12 protein-coding genes are annotated in these 15,340 nt (G+C 74.2%); 3 read left to right on the top strand and 9 right to left on the bottom strand.

Features of this window, described 5'->3' with window-relative positions; all coding sequences use genetic code 11:
* Positions 1-163: 163 nt before the first annotated feature.
* From lanKC to fabF, 3 genes are read right to left on the bottom strand one after another with little or no spacing between them, the layout of a single operon-like run.
* Entirely contained in the window at positions 164-2,755 is a 2,592-nt protein-coding gene (gene lanKC / locus PS271_RS23910) for a class III lanthionine synthetase LanKC (protein WP_398384486.1), read from the bottom strand.
* Positions 2,752-3,468 carry a GNAT family N-acetyltransferase gene (locus PS271_RS23905; protein WP_398384485.1) on the bottom strand — a complete coding sequence of 239 codons (717 nt, stop codon included), beginning with the start codon at positions 3,466-3,468 and terminating at the stop codon, positions 2,752-2,754. The genes lanKC and PS271_RS23905 overlap by 4 nt, the downstream gene beginning before the upstream one ends.
* On the bottom strand, positions 3,465-4,775 hold the full coding sequence (fabF, locus tag PS271_RS23900) for a beta-ketoacyl-ACP synthase II (protein WP_398384483.1): 1,311 nt from the start codon (positions 4,773-4,775) through the stop codon (positions 3,465-3,467). The genes PS271_RS23905 and fabF overlap by 4 nt, the downstream gene beginning before the upstream one ends.
* A gap of 262 nt (positions 4,776-5,037) precedes the next feature.
* Between fabF and PS271_RS23895 the strand changes: the two genes are divergently transcribed.
* Both PS271_RS23895 and PS271_RS23890 read left to right on the top strand, forming a co-directional pair.
* Complete coding sequence (locus tag PS271_RS23895; RefSeq protein WP_398384482.1) at positions 5,038-5,985, top strand: ribonucleotide-diphosphate reductase subunit beta; 948 nt, start codon at positions 5,038-5,040, stop codon at positions 5,983-5,985.
* Between the two features lie 87 nt (positions 5,986-6,072).
* Positions 6,073-6,312 (top strand): acyl carrier protein, encoded by a 240-nt coding sequence (locus tag PS271_RS23890; protein ID WP_398384480.1) that lies wholly within the window; start codon positions 6,073-6,075, stop codon positions 6,310-6,312.
* A 150-nt stretch (positions 6,313-6,462) separates the two neighbouring features.
* On the opposite strand, the gene PS271_RS23885 is transcribed toward PS271_RS23890, so the two are convergent.
* The 5 genes from PS271_RS23885 to PS271_RS23865 all read right to left on the bottom strand — a co-directional run bounded on the left by PS271_RS23885 (position 6,463) and on the right by PS271_RS23865 (position 12,997).
* Positions 6,463-7,866: an MFS transporter gene (locus tag PS271_RS23885; protein ID WP_398384478.1), complete on the bottom strand. Its 1,404-nt coding sequence runs from the start codon at positions 7,864-7,866 to the stop codon at positions 6,463-6,465.
* Positions 7,863-8,765, bottom strand: a complete 903-nt coding sequence (locus tag PS271_RS23880) for an ACP S-malonyltransferase (protein WP_398384477.1) — start codon at positions 8,763-8,765, stop codon at positions 7,863-7,865. The genes PS271_RS23885 and PS271_RS23880 overlap by 4 nt, the downstream gene beginning before the upstream one ends.
* A 20-nt stretch (positions 8,766-8,785) precedes the next feature.
* Positions 8,786-10,495, bottom strand: a complete 1,710-nt coding sequence (locus tag PS271_RS23875; RefSeq protein WP_398384476.1) for a thiamine pyrophosphate-binding protein — start codon at positions 10,493-10,495, stop codon at positions 8,786-8,788.
* On the bottom strand, positions 10,492-11,733 hold the full coding sequence (locus tag PS271_RS23870; protein ID WP_398384475.1) for an aldehyde dehydrogenase family protein: 1,242 nt from the start codon (positions 11,731-11,733) through the stop codon (positions 10,492-10,494). The genes PS271_RS23875 and PS271_RS23870 overlap by 4 nt, the downstream gene beginning before the upstream one ends.
* A gap of 85 nt (positions 11,734-11,818) precedes the next feature.
* Positions 11,819-12,997 carry an MFS transporter gene (locus PS271_RS23865; protein WP_398384474.1) on the bottom strand — a complete coding sequence of 393 codons (1,179 nt, stop codon included), beginning with the start codon at positions 12,995-12,997 and terminating at the stop codon, positions 11,819-11,821.
* Positions 12,998-13,206: 209 nt separating this feature from the next.
* On the opposite strand from PS271_RS23865, the gene PS271_RS23860 reads away from it, so the two are divergent.
* A complete protein-coding gene (locus PS271_RS23860; protein ID WP_398384473.1) occupies positions 13,207-14,484 on the top strand; it encodes a helix-turn-helix domain-containing protein in 1,278 nt (425 codons plus the stop codon).
* On the opposite strand, the gene PS271_RS23855 is transcribed toward PS271_RS23860, so the two are convergent.
* The gene (locus PS271_RS23855) at positions 14,474-15,208 is read right to left on the bottom strand and encodes a 4'-phosphopantetheinyl transferase family protein (protein ID WP_398384472.1); all 735 of its coding nucleotides are present in this window, start codon (positions 15,206-15,208) and stop codon (positions 14,474-14,476) included. The genes PS271_RS23860 and PS271_RS23855 overlap by 11 nt on opposite strands.
* Between the last annotated feature and the right edge of the window lie 132 nt (positions 15,209-15,340).

The raw sequence follows: 15,340 nt of genomic DNA, 5'->3' as shown, positions 1-15,340 counted from the left end.
CGGGACCTCAAGACCCTGAAGGTCAAGAACGATCGCCATGATGTGTGCCTCCTCTCCGTTTCCTACGGGCCGGCCCGTCGGTGTCGGGCCCGGCGGAGTGACCGGTCGGCCGTCGGCCGGCCGGAGTCCAGGGGTGCGCGCGCGGCGCGGTGGGCGGGGCCTCCTAGCGGGCGGGCCCCGGCGCCAGGAAGGGCAGGAACGCCCGGCGGCCGTCGAGCGCCGCGGCGAGCGCCAGCAGGATGCCCGCGTTGCCGGTGGCGACGTCCATCGAGAGCCTGCGGAGCTGCTCGCCGGGGAAGGCGACGTGCCCGCGGAAGGCCATGGCGTGCCAGTGGAGCCGGGACAGGTGCCGTGCCACGCCGGGGTCCGTGCCCGTCCCGCCGGTGCGCCGCTCGCGGAGTGCCGCCAGTGTGGCCAGCAGGCCGGCGCGGCCGCCGAACAGGTGCGGTTCGATGACGAACTCCGGCTCCGCGGCGCGGGCCAGGGCGGTGACGGCTTCGGTCAGCCGCGCGTCGTCGCGGTGGGCCAGCACCTCGTCGGCCACCAGGGCGATGCCCGCGCCGCCGACCTCCAGGTAGGGCAGCAGCCGGTAGCCGCCGTCGACCTGAAGCGATCCGTCCGTGCCGGGCCGGCACAGGTCGAGGTCGCGGTGGAGCGCGGTGACCGCGAGGTCGAGGTGGCCGGGGTCGCCGGTGTCCTCGTACAGCCGCAGGAAGAACAGGGCGGGGCCGCTCCAGCCGCGGAGCAGTCCGGCGCGGGTGCCGTGGTCGTGTCCGCGGACGATGCCCGGTGCGGTGCCCGCGCGGACGGCGTCGGCCGTCCGCGCCGCCAGCTCCAGGGCCGCCTGCCGGTGGCCGTCGTCGCCCGTGCGGCGGGCGAGGTGCAGCAGGTTGAGCCCCACGCCCGCCGTGCCGCGGAAGAGGCTGACGTCGCGCATCCCGTCCACGGTGTCCCGGCAGGCGTCGACCGTGCGCAGCGCGGCCTCGCGGTGCCCGAACTCCTCCAGGACGTGGGCGACGCCGTGCAGTCCGTCGTAGAACCCGGCGTGCGGTGCGCTCGCGCGCCCGGCGGCCGTCAGCAGCCACTGCTCCAGGTCCGGGTGGCGTCCCGCGCCGCTGGTGTGCAGCGCCCAGAGGACGCCGGCGGCACCGTAGGCGAAGTTGAGGCCGTCCGTGTGGAACTGCCGTACGTCGCCGGGGAAGAGCCGGTCGGTGCGCTCGGGGGTGGCGCTGAGCAGCACCGCCTCGGCCATGGACTTGCGGAGGACGTCCCAGTCCGGGTCGCCTGCGTCCAGGTCCGGCCCGGGCTCGCGCAGGGCGGCCGGGACCTTCTCCAGGGCGGCCGGGTCGGGCGCCAGTTCGCGCCGTACGGCGTCCAGGGTGCCGGGCGCGAGGCCGAAGCGGCGCTCCGCCTCGTCGACCTGACGCACGGGGCGGCCGGGGTCCAGCTCGGAGAGCGCGGTGAGCGGGAAGAGCACCCACAGGCGCAGGGCGGCGAGCGCGTGGCGGTCGATGGCGAAGCCGGTCTTGCCGCGCGCCATGAAGCCGGGGTGGCCGAGGCCGAGCCGCTCCGCCTCGTCCACGGGGACGGCCAGTTCGAAGTCGACGAGCGCGACCTCGTCCTCCTCGCCGACGAGGATGTTCGCCGGGTGGAGGTCGCCGAAGACCACGCCGCGGGCGTGGACGCCGGCGACGAGCCGCTCGATGCGGTCCACGAGCGCCAACGCCCGGCGGGCGTAGGCCGCGAGCTTCTCGTCGGTGGCGTCGGCCTTCGTCAGCGGGTAGGTGCGGGCCAGCCAGGTCTGGAGGGTGTCGCCCGCCATGTGTTCCACGGCGAGGAAGTGGTGCTCCCACACGAGGTGGTGGCCGTACAGCTCGGGCACGCCGGGGACGCCGGCGAGCAGTTCCATGGCGCGCCGCTCGCGCTGCAAGCGGGCGACGGCGTCCACGCCGCGGCCGTCGAGCCCGGCGTGCGGGCGGGCCTCCTTGAGGACGACGCGCCGCCCGTCGGTGTGCCGGGCCTCGTACACCCCTCCGCCGTTGGAGAAGTGCAGGGCCCGCTCCACCCGGTAGGGGAAGTCGGCGTCACGGCCGGAGGACTGCCGTGCGGCGAGGTGCGGGGCGAGGAAGTCCGGGAGCTCCACCCAGTCGGGCACCTCGAACACCGGCCGCCGGCGGTCCGGGACGAGCACGCCGTCGGGACGCTCGATCGCGGGCACGGGGGTGCCGTCGGTGTCGGCGCAGTACCGGGTGACGAAGCCGCCGTAGCGCACGTGCAGGGGGCCGTCGCCCCACCGCAGGTCGGTGAGGATGTACGGGCCCGGCTCGCCGTCGAGCACGGGGGCGAGCTCCTGGAGGACGCGGTGCAGCTGTGCCTCGTCCTCGGGATAGATGGTCACGAGCTTGCCGCTCGCCGAGCGGGGCGCGTACTTGAGGCTGTGGGCGGTGACCACGGAGCGGCTGCGGAGGAACTTGAAGGGGACGCCGAGCCGGGTGCAGTGCTCGAAGGCGGTGTCGATGACGCGCTGCGCGTTGTCCGGGAGACCCGAGATGTGGATCTTCCACCCCTGCTGGGGCATGACGTGCCCGGCCGGCAGGTAGACCACCCACACGTCCCGGTCGCGGCGCTCCCAGCCGGCGGGCACGGCGGCGAGGGTCTGCGTGAACGCGGAGCCGTCGGCGCCGCCGCGGCTGCCCGTGTCGTAGAAGACCGGGTCGGCCTGGCAGTAGGCCTCGGCCGGTGGCCTGGAGTTCATCGTCCCTCTCCCTCGTCCGGGTTCGCCTGGTCCCGGCTCGCCTCGTCCCCCTTGCCCGCCTCGTCCAGCAGCAGCTGGAAGGAGGTCTCGGTGCCCGGGCGGCGCAGGTGGCTGCGGAGCAGCTCGCGGGCCTCGGCCTTGTCGCTCTCGGGGATCAGGTCGGGGCCGACGAAGGTGGGCGACACCCGGGTGAGGATGTCGACGGCTTCGTAGTACTCGTGGCGCAGCAGCGACCAGACGGCGGCGTGGTGGTAGCGGCCGTCGAGGAAGAAGTAGTCCCGCAGGATGCCTTCGAGGACGAAGCCCGCGCGTGTCGCCAGCCGGAGGACGGACTTGTTGTACAGGGCCGTCGTGAACTGCATCCGGTGGGCGTTGAGGGAGTGGAAGAGGTGGTCCAGGAGGAGGTCGAACGCCTCCGCGCCCAGGCCGCGCTGCCACATGTCGGGCCGGCCGATGGCGCCGCCGATGATGAAGTTGCCGGCGGGGCCGGACTGCCGGTAGTTGACCGTGCCGACGGTCACCCCGTCCCGGTCCCGGACCGCGAACTGCCGGATGCGCCCGCTGTTGTTGAGCTGCTTGAGCTCCTCGGGGGTGGCGTACTCGTTGGTGTCGGCGGTGAGGACGGCCGTCGGGGACGCGGGGCCCAGCCAGTCGGCCATCATGGCGTAGTCGGCGTCGGTGGGCCGGTCGAGGCTGACCAGTCTGCCCTTCATCGCTCCCCCTCCTTGTCGTGCGCGGCCTGCGCCGTGTCGTGCGCGGTCCCGGCCGGCGGCCATTCCCGGGCCACGAGGACGGCGTTGTGGCCGCCGAATCCGAACGAGTTGCTCATCGCGATGCGGGTGCGCCGGGGGCGCGCCCGGTGCGGTACGTAGTCCAGCCCGGGGTCCTCGGGGTCGTCGCAGTTGACGGTCGGCGGCAGCAGTCCGGTGCGGATCGCCTGCACGGTGGCGATGAGCTCGACCGCACCGGCCGCGCCGATCATGTGCCCCGTCATGGACTTGACCGAGCTGACCGGCACGCGCGGGGCGTGCTCGCCGAACACCTCGCGGACCGCGGCGCTCTCGATGCTGTCGTTGAGCGGGGTGCTGGTGCCGTGCGCGCAGATGTAGTCGATGTCTTCGGGCCGCAGGCCGGCGTCGGCCAGCGCGTCGGTCATCGCCCGCTTGGCGGCGATGCCCTCCGGGTGCGGGTGGGTGGAGTGGTAGGCGTCGGTGGTGACGCCGTATCCGGCGAGCTCGGCGAGGATCGCCGCGCCGCGCCGCTCGGCGTGCTCGGCGGACTCCAGGACGACCACCCCGGCGCCGGCTCCCATGACGAACCCGTCGCGGGCCCGGTCGAAGGGGCGGCTGGCGCGGGCGGGGTCCGTGCTGCGCGAGAGGGCGCCGACGTTGGCCGCGGCCGCGAGGTCGAGGGGGTTGACCGCGTCGTCGGAGCCGCCCGCGATGACCACGTCGGCGTATCCGTGGCGGATGAGCCGCAGGCCGTCGCCGATGCTGGTGGCGCCGGTCGCGCAGGCGGTGACCATCGCGCCGGAGGGGCCGCGGGCGCCGAAGTGGCCGGCGATCTCGGCCGCGGCGCTGTCCATCGAGCCGCCGGAGGCCAGGTAGGGGGTCATCGCGCGGCGGCCGCCCCGGTTCAGGTCGAGCACCCCGGTCTGGGTCATCTGCCCCGGCCCGTAGCCGGATCCGACCAGCACCGCGGTGCGCGGGGCGAGCTCCTCGCCGATCTCCAGGCCGGCCTGGTCCATCGCCTCCAGCGCGGCGGCCAGCGCGAACTGGGCGAAGCGGTCGAGGCGCCGGGCGGTCCTGTTGGGCATGTACGCCCGGGGCTCGAAGCCGACGACCTCGCCGGCCAGGGGCGTGGGCAGGGCGTCCGCGTCGTAGCGCGTGATGCGCCGGATGCCGCTGCGGCCCTCGGTCAGTGCGGCCCAGAACTCCGGAGCCGTGTGCCCGACCGGGGAGATCACCCCGGTGCCGGTGACCACCACGCGGCGGTCGCCCTGGTGCGTCTGCCTGAACACCGTGTCGAGCCCTCCTCCCTGAGCGGATCCACTCCCCCGCGGCGGTCCGCCGCGGCCGCCGGATCGCTCCGGCCCCCGAACCTTGACTCACCATCGGCCAGCTTGTCAAGAAACATGACTCAGATGACTCCGGAGAATTCGAGCCCTCTCCCCGCGTAGGCACGATCAGGCCCGTTCGACATTGACGATGCAGCGCAGATGCTATTCACTGCTCCCATCATGGATAGTCACACTCTTTACCCACTAGTCATGGAGAGCTGACATGACGCGCTGGAGCACCCTGCTGCTCGACGACGCGTCGCTCGCGCAGATGCCCGACCTCCCGGTCGACCACGTGCTGCACCACGCCGACGTGGTCACGGCCCAGCAGCCCAAGCCGCAGGCGCTGTACGAGCGCTGGGAGAAACAGCAGTGGAACGCGCAGGCGATCGACCTCGAACAGGACCGACTCGACTACGACAAGCGGCTCCCCAAGTCCGCCCGGAAGGCCCTTGAGGAGTCCATCGCCACCTTCATCATCGGCGAGTACACGGGCCTCGACCTGCTCGGGCCGATCCTCACCGGCGCCCCCGACGAGCTGGACCACCTCTACCTCGGCACGCAGATCGCCGACGAGACCCGCCACACGCAGCTGATGCTGCGGCTGGGCGAGGAGGTGCTGGGCCTGGACTCCGACCCCAAGCGGATGCTGGTGCAGGCCTGGAACATGTGCACCCCGCCGCACCGTGAGCTGAGCCGGCTGGAGACGGAGGTCATCCGCGAGATCCAGGAACGCCCCTCGGACTACGGCCGCTGGCTGCGCACCGTGGCCCTGTTCCACCTCATCTCCGAAGGCGTCCTGGCCCTCGTCGGGCAGCGCGCCATCGTCCAGTCCCTGCACAACGTCCCGATGCTGCCCGGGGTGAAGGCCGGCTTCACCGCGATGTGCCGGGACGAGTCGCGCCACGTCAGCTTCGGTCTGCACGCCCTGCGCCAGGGCGTGCGCGAGGGCTACGCCGACGACATCTGCGACATGATCGAGCAGGCGGCGCCCATCGCCCTGCGCATCGAAGAGGGCGGCAACGTCGAGGACGCGCCCGAGGGCACCACCATGCGCGAGCTCGGCATCGAGAGCCTGCGCCGGCAGATGCGCCTCATCGGCATCGACGACACCTTCACCGAGCACGTCGTCGGCCTGACCGAGCGGCCCGCGCCCGCGGGCGACCGCTGAGAACACCCGGCCGCCGGGCGGCGCCTGCGCCGCGCCCCCACCGCCGGGCACACCACCCACCGCACCACGACACACCCGGGAGAACCCATGACGCGCGAAGAGATCATCGCCGGCCTCGCCGAGATCCTCAACGAGGTGGCCGACGTCGAGCCCGCGAACGTGACCGAGGAGAAGTCCTTCATCGAGGACCTCGACGTCGACTCGCTGGCCATGGTGGAGGTCATCGTCTCCACCGAGGAGCGCTTCAACGTCCGCCTGCCGGAGGAGGAGCTCAAGGAGCTGCGCCTGGTGTCCGACGTGGTCACCCGCATCGAGAAGCAGCTCTGAGACGCCCCGTACGGGCCGCCGCGCCCGGTACCGGTCCGCGTGGGCCGGTGCCGGGCGTGCCCGCTGCCGCGGGCAGCGGAAACGGAAGTGAGGGGCGGCGATGCCGCCCCTCACTCCTTTACGGGCTTCTTCCGGGCTTCGTCCGGGGTCTCACTTCTCCCGGGGGAAGACGGTGTACGACCACGACCAGAGCGTGTCGACGACGTAGACCGTCAGCCACGTCTTGCCGAGCCATTCCGGCGCGCCGAAGCCCCACAACGCCGCCTGGCCCAGAGCGAAGAGGGCCGTGTGGACGTACCAGCCCTGACGCTCGCTCCGGGCTCGTTCAGCCGCCGGGGTGCCTTCCTCCCGGGCCTCGCTCGCCGGTGCCGCGAGATCGGGCAGGCCGAGCACGCGGATCGCGTACGGCGCCACGACCGCCCCGGCCAGGGACGCGCCCGCCGCCGCGGTGCAGGCCGCGGTCCAGCCCCACGCCTCGTACAACGCGCCCAGCGCCGCCGTGCCGGCCATGACCCCGGTCAGCCGGGCGGCCTCGTACAGCCCCAGGCCGCGGCCGGGCCTGCCGCCCGCGGCGGCCGAGACGGTCGCCTGCTCCACCGGGATCTGCGCCGCGAAGCAGGCGGCCGCCAGGGCCCACAGGACGGCGATCCCCGTGGGCGTGGGCACCACGACGAGGCCCCCGGCGAACAGGGCTCCGGCGACGAAGGCCGCCACCATGGCGGGCGTGCGGCCCAGCCGCGCGGTGACGTGGTGCGCGTGCTCGGGCAGCAGCACGAAGACGAGGAGTCCGGGGGCGAAGACCGTCATGATCTCGCCGGGTGACAGACCGTCACCCTGCAAGCGCAGCAGCAGGATCAGCCACAGGCCCGCCTCGCCGGCCGCCGTGACCGCCGCCACCGCCATCAGCGGGAGCATGGCGCGGCCCGGCCGGGGCCGGTCGGGGGATGCGCCCCGCGCGAGCGCCGGCCGCCCCGCCCCTGTCGCCGCCGGCGTTCCCGTTCCCCGGAGCAGCAGCGCCGCCGCCACGGAGCACGCCGCGCAGCCGGCCCAGAACACCGCCCGGTAGCCGGTGTTCTGGAGGATCAGGAAGGCGAGGACGTAGCCGGCGAGGGCGCCGCGGCCCTCGGCCGCCAGCAGTGCGCCGTAGGCGCCGGTGCGCTCGCCCTCCCCGTCGCCGGTCCAGCTGCGCACGGCGACCCAGAACAGCGCGCCGCCGGCCCCGCCCACCGCCGCCGCGGCGAACGCCCAGGGCGCCGAGTCCGCGAGGGCGTACCCGGCGAAGGACAGGGCGTACGCGAGCGCGCCGGCGGCGGCCACCCGCCGCCGGTCGAAGCGGTCGGCGAGCTCGCCCGCCACGGGGCGGACGAGGAGGGAGAGCACCGCCTCGGCCGCCACCAGCGCGCCGGCCGTGGCCGGGCCCGCGTGCAGCGTCGCGGCCGCCCACAGCGGCAGCAGGAAGTCGAGGACCTCCACCGGGGCGTTGGCGAGCGCCGCCGCCCGCAGGACCCGGCGCTCGCCGGGGCGGGCGGCCGGCGGGAGCGGTGCACCGCTCATGCGTCCAGGGCCGTTTTGGGAGTGATCACCCTGGTGGGGAAGGCGTTGTTGGTGATGCGGGCGAACATGCTGCGCGGGCCCGGGATCCAGACCTCGCTCGCTCCCCCCGCCCGCATGCCGCGCAGCACCGTCTCCCAGTGCACGGGCGTCGTCCAGCCGTCGAGGAGGTCCTGCTTGATCTCCTCCGGGTCGGTCAGCAGCCGCCCGTCGACGTCGGAGAGGAAGGGGACAGTCGCCTCGTTCCACTCGATGGTGCCGTAGACCTCGTCGTGCAGCCGCTGCCGCAGCCCGGCGACGGCGGAGCAGTGCTCGGCCCGGTTCATCGTGTAGAAGGGGAAGCCGCCCTCCTCGCGGACGCGCTGCTCGAAACGCTCCAGCGTGGCCAGTTCGGCCGAGACGGCGTGCACCTGCTCGTCGAGGATCACGGACAGCTCGACCCACTCGCCCCGGGCGCGGAACTCCGCCAGCAGGGCGTCGACGGTCGCGTGCGGCAGCCGGTAGAAGAAGTGGCAGCCCAGCGGCTTGTCGAGGGACTCGAAGTAGTCGGTCTCCACGACGACGCTGCGGCGGACCAGGGTCAGGGCCTGCTGGTAGCTGAGCGCCCCGGAGCGCACGGCCGCCATGAACGAGCCGAAGCTCTGGCCGCCGCACAGCGCCGGGCTTCCGCCGAACCGTTCCTCCGCCCAGTCCGCGAGCGCGAGGGTCAGCGCCATGAACCCGGTCTCGTACACCTCCCACTCGTAGATCGAAGCCTCGCGGTAGGCCTCGGCGAGCGAGTAGCCGAGGACCTCGTCGGCCTCGGCGAACCGCCGTCTGGCGTGCGCGTTGCCGGTCACGAAGTCCTTGATGGCGTCGTAACGGCTGGGCACGAGGCCCGGGAAGAACATCACTACGGACACGTGTCGTCCCTTTCTCGCGGTCAGGCGTCCTCGCGCGCGGGGAAGTCCCCCGCGGCCCCGTCCATGCCGGGCGGGAAGTCGCCGAGGGAGACGCTCACCTCGACCACCGCGGCGGTGCCGGCCGCGCAGGTCCGCCAGGCCTCGGCGAGGACGCGGTCGAGGTCGGCCCGGTCGGTGACGGACCAGTGGCCGAAGCCGTGGGCGCGGGCGAGGCCCTCGGTGCCGGTGGGGCGCGGGGTGGTGAACGCGAAGCGCGAGTCCTCGCCGGAGACCCGGTCGAGGTTGGTCTGGAGCCATCCGTAACCGCCGTTGTCCAGCACGACGTAGAGGACGGCGGCCCCGCAGTCGGCGAGGGTGGGCAGCTCGCCGCGGAAGATGTTGAAGGCGCCGTCCCCGACCACGGCGACGACGGGCCGCTCCGGCAGGGCCAGGCGGACGCCGACGGCCGCGGCGGCGCCGAAGCCCAGCGGCGTCTGCTCGCTCGGTACCACGGAACCGCCCGTGGCGCCGCACGAGTAGTGCGGGTAGAAGTACGACCACATGTCCTGGAGGCCGTTCTCCTGCACCAGGACGCGGTCGGCGGGGACGGCCCGGTCGAGCGCGCCCAGCACCTGGGCGACGGTCGGGCCGGGGCCGGTGACCGCCTTCTCCGCCTCGCGCGCCCGCAGTTCCGCCCGCTCGGCCTGCCCGGCCTTCGCCCGGCGCACGCGCGCCTCCCACTCCGCCGGGCGCTCGTGCCCGGCGAGCAGCTCCGTCCAGCCGACCACGGTGCGGGCCGCGTCGCCCAGCACGTGGGCGCCGGGGCGGCCGGTGACCACGGAGTCCTCCCCGCTGACGACCTGGACGACGGGCAGGTCCGCGGGCGCGGGCCAGCCGAACGTCGCCGTCTCCTCCAGCCTGCTGCCGAGGGCGACGACCAGGTCCGCCTCGCGCCACAGGTCGCTGGCGGGCGCGACCGTGTAGAGGCCCGAGACGCCGCAGAAGAGGGGGTGGTCCTCGTCGACCGTGCCGCGCCCGGAGGCCGTGGTGAAGATGCCCGCCCCCAGCAGTTCGGCGAACGCCTCCACGGAGCGGTCCGCGTTGCGGTGCCGGGCCCCGCCGCCCACCAGCAGCAGCGGCCGGCGGGCCGCCGAGATCAGCTCGGCGGTGGCGCGCAGCACGCCGGCGTCCGGGGCGGTCCGCTGCGGGGTGCCGGGCCGCCACGGGGTGGCGGCGGTGACGGGCTCCAGGGCGATCTGTTCGGGGATCTCCACGTAGACGGGGCCGGGCGTGCCGTTGACGGCGATGGCGACGGCCTTGTCCAGGACGGCGGGCAGCCGCTCGGCGCTGTCGACGCGCACGGCCCACTTGGTGAACGGGCGGACCGCGGTGAGCTGGTCGAGCTCCTGGAACGCGCCGGTGCCCAGGGCGTCCAGGCGCGTGCCGCCGGCGACGAGCAGGACGGGAGCCGCGGCGGACCTCGCCTCCAGGAGCCCGGTGAGGGTGTTGGTGAGGGCCGGTCCCTTGCCGACGGCGCACACGGCGGGGCGCCCGGAGGCGAGGGCGTACCCCGTCGCCATGTGGACGGCGTTGCGCTGGTCGCGGCAGAGCACCACGTCGGTGGTGGTGCCCTCCAGGGCGCCGAGCAGGTCCATGTCGTCGCCGGGCAGGCCGAAGACGGCTCCGGCGCCGAGGTGCCCGAGGTGGTCGGCGACCGCCGCCCAGGCGGTGGGGTAGGTGCGTGCGCTCATCGTGCCGCCTCCGGGAAGTGTTCGGCGACGGCCTTGGAGATGAGGACCGGCTCGGCCCGCAGCTCCTCGCCCGTGCTGATGTAGTTGGCCTGGCGGCCGTAGCCGCCGAACGGCGCGTTGCCGTCGTCGATGGACATCAGGGTCGTGTCGACGGTCACGGTGGTGCGCCGGCGCAGCGCCTCGACCAGGTCCGGTGCGTGTCCGTAGACGCTGGAGCCCAGGGCGCGTTCGGTGAACACGCCCGTGGTGAGGGTCGCGGCGAGGGCGTCCGCGTCGCGGTAGCCCACGACGTTGAAGACCGGCGCGAAGAACTCCGGGAGCTGGAAGCGGGGGGTGACCTCGCCGCCGACGACGACGGCGGGCTCGATGCGGCGGGTGCGGAAGTCCACGCCGCCGCCGTGCACGATGCGCCGGCGGTTGCGCGCCAGGTACAGTGCCGCCTCCTCCAGGGCGCCCTCGTAGAAGATGGGGCCGTAGTCGGCGTCCGGGTCGGTGTACGGCCCGTAGCGCAGCGCCGCGACCTCCGCGACGAGGGCGTCGACGAAGGGGTCCAGCAGGTCCTCGTGGACGCAGAACAGGTCGGGGCCCAGGCAGTCCTGGCCGGAGTTCAGCACGCGGATCTCGACGGCGTCGCGCACGGCCCGCCCGAGGTCGGCGCCGGGGGCGACGACGAAGGGGTTGACGCCGGAGCCGAGGAAGAGGAAGAGCTGCCCGGGGCGGAGCCGGGCCCGGATCTGCTCGGCGTTGGCGTAGGCGCCGGTGAAGACGACGGCCTCGGCGGGCAGCACGTGGTCGTTCAGGAAGTCCCGCTGGCTGGCCGTGGTGAGTTCGACGGGCAGGCGGTGGTGGGCGGCCAGCATCTCGTGCAGCCGCCGCATCTGGTCCTTGACCTGGCTGGAGGGCCGGAAGACGAGCCGCTCGGCGTAGAGCGAGGGCACCAGCAGGTAGAGGACGTACGAATAGAGCAGGACGTTGGACGGCATGAAGACCGCGAGCCGCGGCACCCGGCCCGGACGGTACTTCTCCGCTTCGGCGAGTGCGCCGTCCAGCGTCTTGACGGCCGCTTCGATCTCATAGGCGGCGGCGCGGTGGGTGGAGATCTCGCAGAGCAGCTCGTGCACGGGGCCGGGGTCCTCGGCGAGGAATCCGCGGACTCTTTGCAGAGCCTCCAGGCGGTCGGCGAAGGGGACGCCCTCCACCGCGGCCACCGCCCCCGACCGGTCGAGAACATGTGTCATGAATCCCCCTCAGGATGGATGTCCTTGAAGAAGTAGCGTCAACATCCTGTCATCAGTTGTCAAATAAAGTCACGGACTCGGGCGGTCATATTCCGCGGAGCCCCGGCGCCATCCAGCAGCACGCGACCACCAGCAGGTAGGCCGCCGCGATCAGGAGGATCGTCCAGGCCAGCCCCACCCCGCCGACGAGCGCGACAGCGGCGGACGCGCCCAGCGGCACGGCGGTCATGGCGACGGTGTCCACGGCCGACATCACCCGGCCGTACTGCTCCTCCTGCACGTGCCGCTGGAGGGCGGCGGTGCGGATCGGGCCCACGGGTGCCGCCACGGCCCCGAGGACGGCCAGCAGCGCGGCCCCGGCCGGGAGCGGCGGCAGGGCGGCGAGCGGGAGGAGCAGGAGGCCGGCCAGCAGGCTCGACCGCAGGTACACCGCGCGCCGGCCGAACCGGTGCCCCACCGCGGCGAACCCCAGGGTTCCGGCCACCGTCCCCAGGCCGAACGCGGTGAGCAGCACCCCCAGGTCGGTCGCGCTGCCCAGATGCTGGTAGGCGTAGGTCACGAGGACCACCCCGGAGATCCCGCTGTCCAGCGCGTTGAACGCCGCCGAGGACGCGGTCAGGGTGCGCAGGAGGCGGTTCCGGCGCAGGGTCCGCAGCCCGGCGCGCAGCCCCGCGAGGTAGCTCTCGGCGGGGCCGGAGCGGGTGCCGCGCGCCGGCGCGGCCACGCAGCAGGCGATGACGACGGCCGCCAGGCCGCAGGCCCCCGCGTCGATCAGCAGCACGCCCTCGGTGCCGAGCAGGGCCGCGGCGGCGCCGCCCAGCGGCGGCCCGCACAGCTGGGCCGTCTGGTACACCCCGCCCAGCAGGGCGTTCGCCCGCTCCAGCGGCATGCGGGCCGCCTCCGCGAGGCCCGGCACGAGGCCGGTGACGGCCGCCGCGCCCGGCATGTCGAGCAGGCTCGCCGCGAGGACCAGCGCGACGAGGGCGGGGAACCCGAGCCGGCCGGAGGCGTAGCACAGGGGGATGAGGGCCGCGGCGGTGCCGCCCACGAGGTAGGAGGCGACGGCCATGGCCTTGAATCCCCAGCGGTCCACCAGGGGGCCGGCGGCGAAGCCGGCGACCGCCACGCCGACGGCGACCACGGCGACGATCAGCCCGGTCCGGGCCACGCTGCCGGTGGTCCGCAGCACGAACCACGGGACGGCCACCACCATCATGGCCTCCCCCACCGCGCCGATCGCGACGGCGCTCAGCAGGGCGTTCATGCCCCGTCTCCGACCCCGCCGCCCTCCCTTTTCGGTCACATCTATCGACTTATGCATGACTCGATTATGACTAGGGAAACGTTCAAAGTGCGGTCAAGGAAGCGTCGAAGGGAGGCTCGAACCGGGTATCACACCCCATCGCCGCCGGTAGACTGCGGCGACATGGTCAGAGTCGGGTACGGCAAACTTCACAACAGCGAGCGATAACCTTGACGGTCGAACAACCAGAGTTCGGAAGGCGGGTGCGGGAGGTCCGCCGCGCGCGCGGCCTGTCCCAGACGGACATCGCCGGGGACGGAATGTCCCCCAGCTACATCTCCCTCGTCGAGAGCGGGCACCGCACCCCCAGCCCCAAGGTGGTGCGCGCCATCGCGGAGCGCCTCGACGTTCCGCTCGACGAGCTCTCCTCCCCCGAAACCCCGCGCGAGCAACAGCGCACGCACCGCCTCGAACTGGTGGGCCGCCTGGTCGCCGCGCGGTCGTACCAGCGCGCCGGGGACCACGGGTCCGCGCGCGACGCGCTCCTGGACGTCATCCGCCGGGCCTCGGGTTCCGGCATGGAGGACGCCCTGTGGGAGGCCCGCTGGGAGCTGGCCGCCACCTACGGCAGGCTGGGGGACGAGGCCGCCCGCGAGGAGACGCTGCGCCTGCTGCTGGCCGACCCCCTCACCGGCGCCGCCCCGCAGCTGCGCGCCCGCGTCGCCGTGGAGACGGCCGACCTGCTGCGGGGCTCGGGCAAGCTCTCCGAGAGCGTCCGCCTGTCCGAGGAGGCGCTGCGCGCGCTCCCGGCCGGCGAGGCGGGTGCCCCCGAGCGCCTCCAGGCGCAGGTGAGCCTGCTGTCCGGCTGGCTGGAGAGCGGCGAGTGGCAGCGCGGCGAAGAGCTGTGCGACGACATCCTGCGGTCCGCGGACGCCCTGCCCGCGGGCCAGCTGCCGGCCACCGCCCTGTGGGCGGCGGCCGAATACCGCTACGTCGCCGGCCGGCCCGAGCCGGCCGTCGGCCTCCTGGACCGGGCCCTCGAACTGACCGGCCCCGAGACCGACACGACGGTGCGGGTGCGGATGCTGTGGGCCGCGGCCCTGCTCCACCTCGCCACCGGCCGCCCGGACGCCGCCGGGGCCCTGGTGGAACGCTTCGGCCGGGCGGTGGAGGTCCTCGGCACCCCCGCGGACGCCACCCGCCTCGCGATGCTCCGCACCCTCACCGAGCTGCACCACGGCACGGAACGGGCCCTGGAGTGGGCCGGGGAGGCCGAGCGCGGCCGCGCGGAGCTGCCGCCGGTGGACCGGGCGCGCTGCACCGTGGCCCTGGCCCGCGCCTACCGGGCCGCCGAGCGCGCCGAGGAGGCGGAGGCCGAGTACAAGGCCGCGGCCGCCCTCTGTGAGGCGGCCGGGGCCTACCGCTTCGCGGCGGCGGTCTGGCGGGAGCTCAGCGTCCCCGGCGCCCCCGCCGGCACCGCCGACCACTGCGCCGTCGTCACGCCATGACCGCCTCCGGCGCCGTACGCCCGACCCGCCACGTGCGGACGGTGTGCGGCGGCGCGGAGGTCGCCGCCGACACCACCCAGCCCGGCGCGGCCGCCGGCAGGTCGACGACGTAGGCGCTGCGGGGGGCGTGCCCGCTCCCCGGCACGGGGTCGGGGACGAGGACCGCGCCCCCTCGTCCCCCGGGCAGGGCGTCCACCTCGTCCGCCAGGGACAGCCGGCCGGGGCCCCACAGCCGCAGGGCCGCCTCCTTCCGGGCCCACAGCCGGGCCAGCAGCCACGGCTGCTGGGGCTCCTGCACCGTGTCCACCAACTGCCGCTCCCGCGGAGTGAACGGCAGGAACGCCGCACTCGAGAACACCTCGGGCACGCAGTGCGCGCTGACGGCCACCGTCATGCGGTGCGCCAGCGCGACGATCAGACGGCCGTCGTCGCGGCACACGCACAGCCCGATCGGCAGCCCCTCCAGCCGCGGCCGCCCGTACTGGTCACGGACGAGCGGCACCTCCTCGGCGGGGCGGCCCAGCACCCTGCCCAGCAGGGCCCGCAACCGGCCCGGTCCCGCTTCCTCACGGCCCGTTTCCCACCCGCCGGCGAGGCCGGGGCCGGCCCCGCTCCCGTCCCCCTCCGCGCCCTCGTCGAAGGAGAGGACATGCAGTTCCCCGTCCTTCATCGTCCAGGCGGCTCTCGGCTCCCATGTCCCCCGCTCACCAACTGTGGACTGCACTGTTCCCCCTTCGCAGCACCGGGTCAATGGGCTGCTTTCCTGCTGTGTCAAAGGGCTCGCCCGGCCCGCCGGACACGTGCGAGCCACTACGCGACAGCCGCGTCCCCCTTGCCCGGGGCAGCGACGGTCCAG

Source organism: Streptomyces sp. SCA2-17 (genome assembly GCF_044336695.1).
The sequence above is the reverse complement of the archived record's forward strand: the minus strand, read 5'-3'. Positions and strand labels throughout refer to the sequence as shown.

What these genes read in the sequence shown, in the direction of transcription:
- lanKC (WP_398384486.1), bottom strand. Translation starts at nt 2,755, where the DNA reads ATGAACTCCAGGCCACCGGCCGAGGCCTACTGCCAGGCCGACCCGGTC.
- PS271_RS23905 (WP_398384485.1), bottom strand. Translation starts at nt 3,468, where the DNA reads ATGAAGGGCAGACTGGTCAGCCTCGACCGGCCCACCGACGCCGACTAC.
- PS271_RS23895 (WP_398384482.1), top strand. Translation starts at nt 5,038, where the DNA reads ATGACGCGCTGGAGCACCCTGCTGCTCGACGACGCGTCGCTCGCGCAG.
- PS271_RS23890 (WP_398384480.1), top strand. Translation starts at nt 6,073, where the DNA reads ATGACGCGCGAAGAGATCATCGCCGGCCTCGCCGAGATCCTCAACGAG.
- PS271_RS23885 (WP_398384478.1), bottom strand. Translation starts at nt 7,866, where the DNA reads ATGAGCGGTGCACCGCTCCCGCCGGCCGCCCGCCCCGGCGAGCGCCGG.
- PS271_RS23875 (WP_398384476.1), bottom strand. Translation starts at nt 10,495, where the DNA reads ATGAGCGCACGCACCTACCCCACCGCCTGGGCGGCGGTCGCCGACCAC.
- PS271_RS23870 (WP_398384475.1), bottom strand. Translation starts at nt 11,733, where the DNA reads ATGACACATGTTCTCGACCGGTCGGGGGCGGTGGCCGCGGTGGAGGGC.
- PS271_RS23865 (WP_398384474.1), bottom strand. Translation starts at nt 12,997, where the DNA reads ATGAACGCCCTGCTGAGCGCCGTCGCGATCGGCGCGGTGGGGGAGGCC.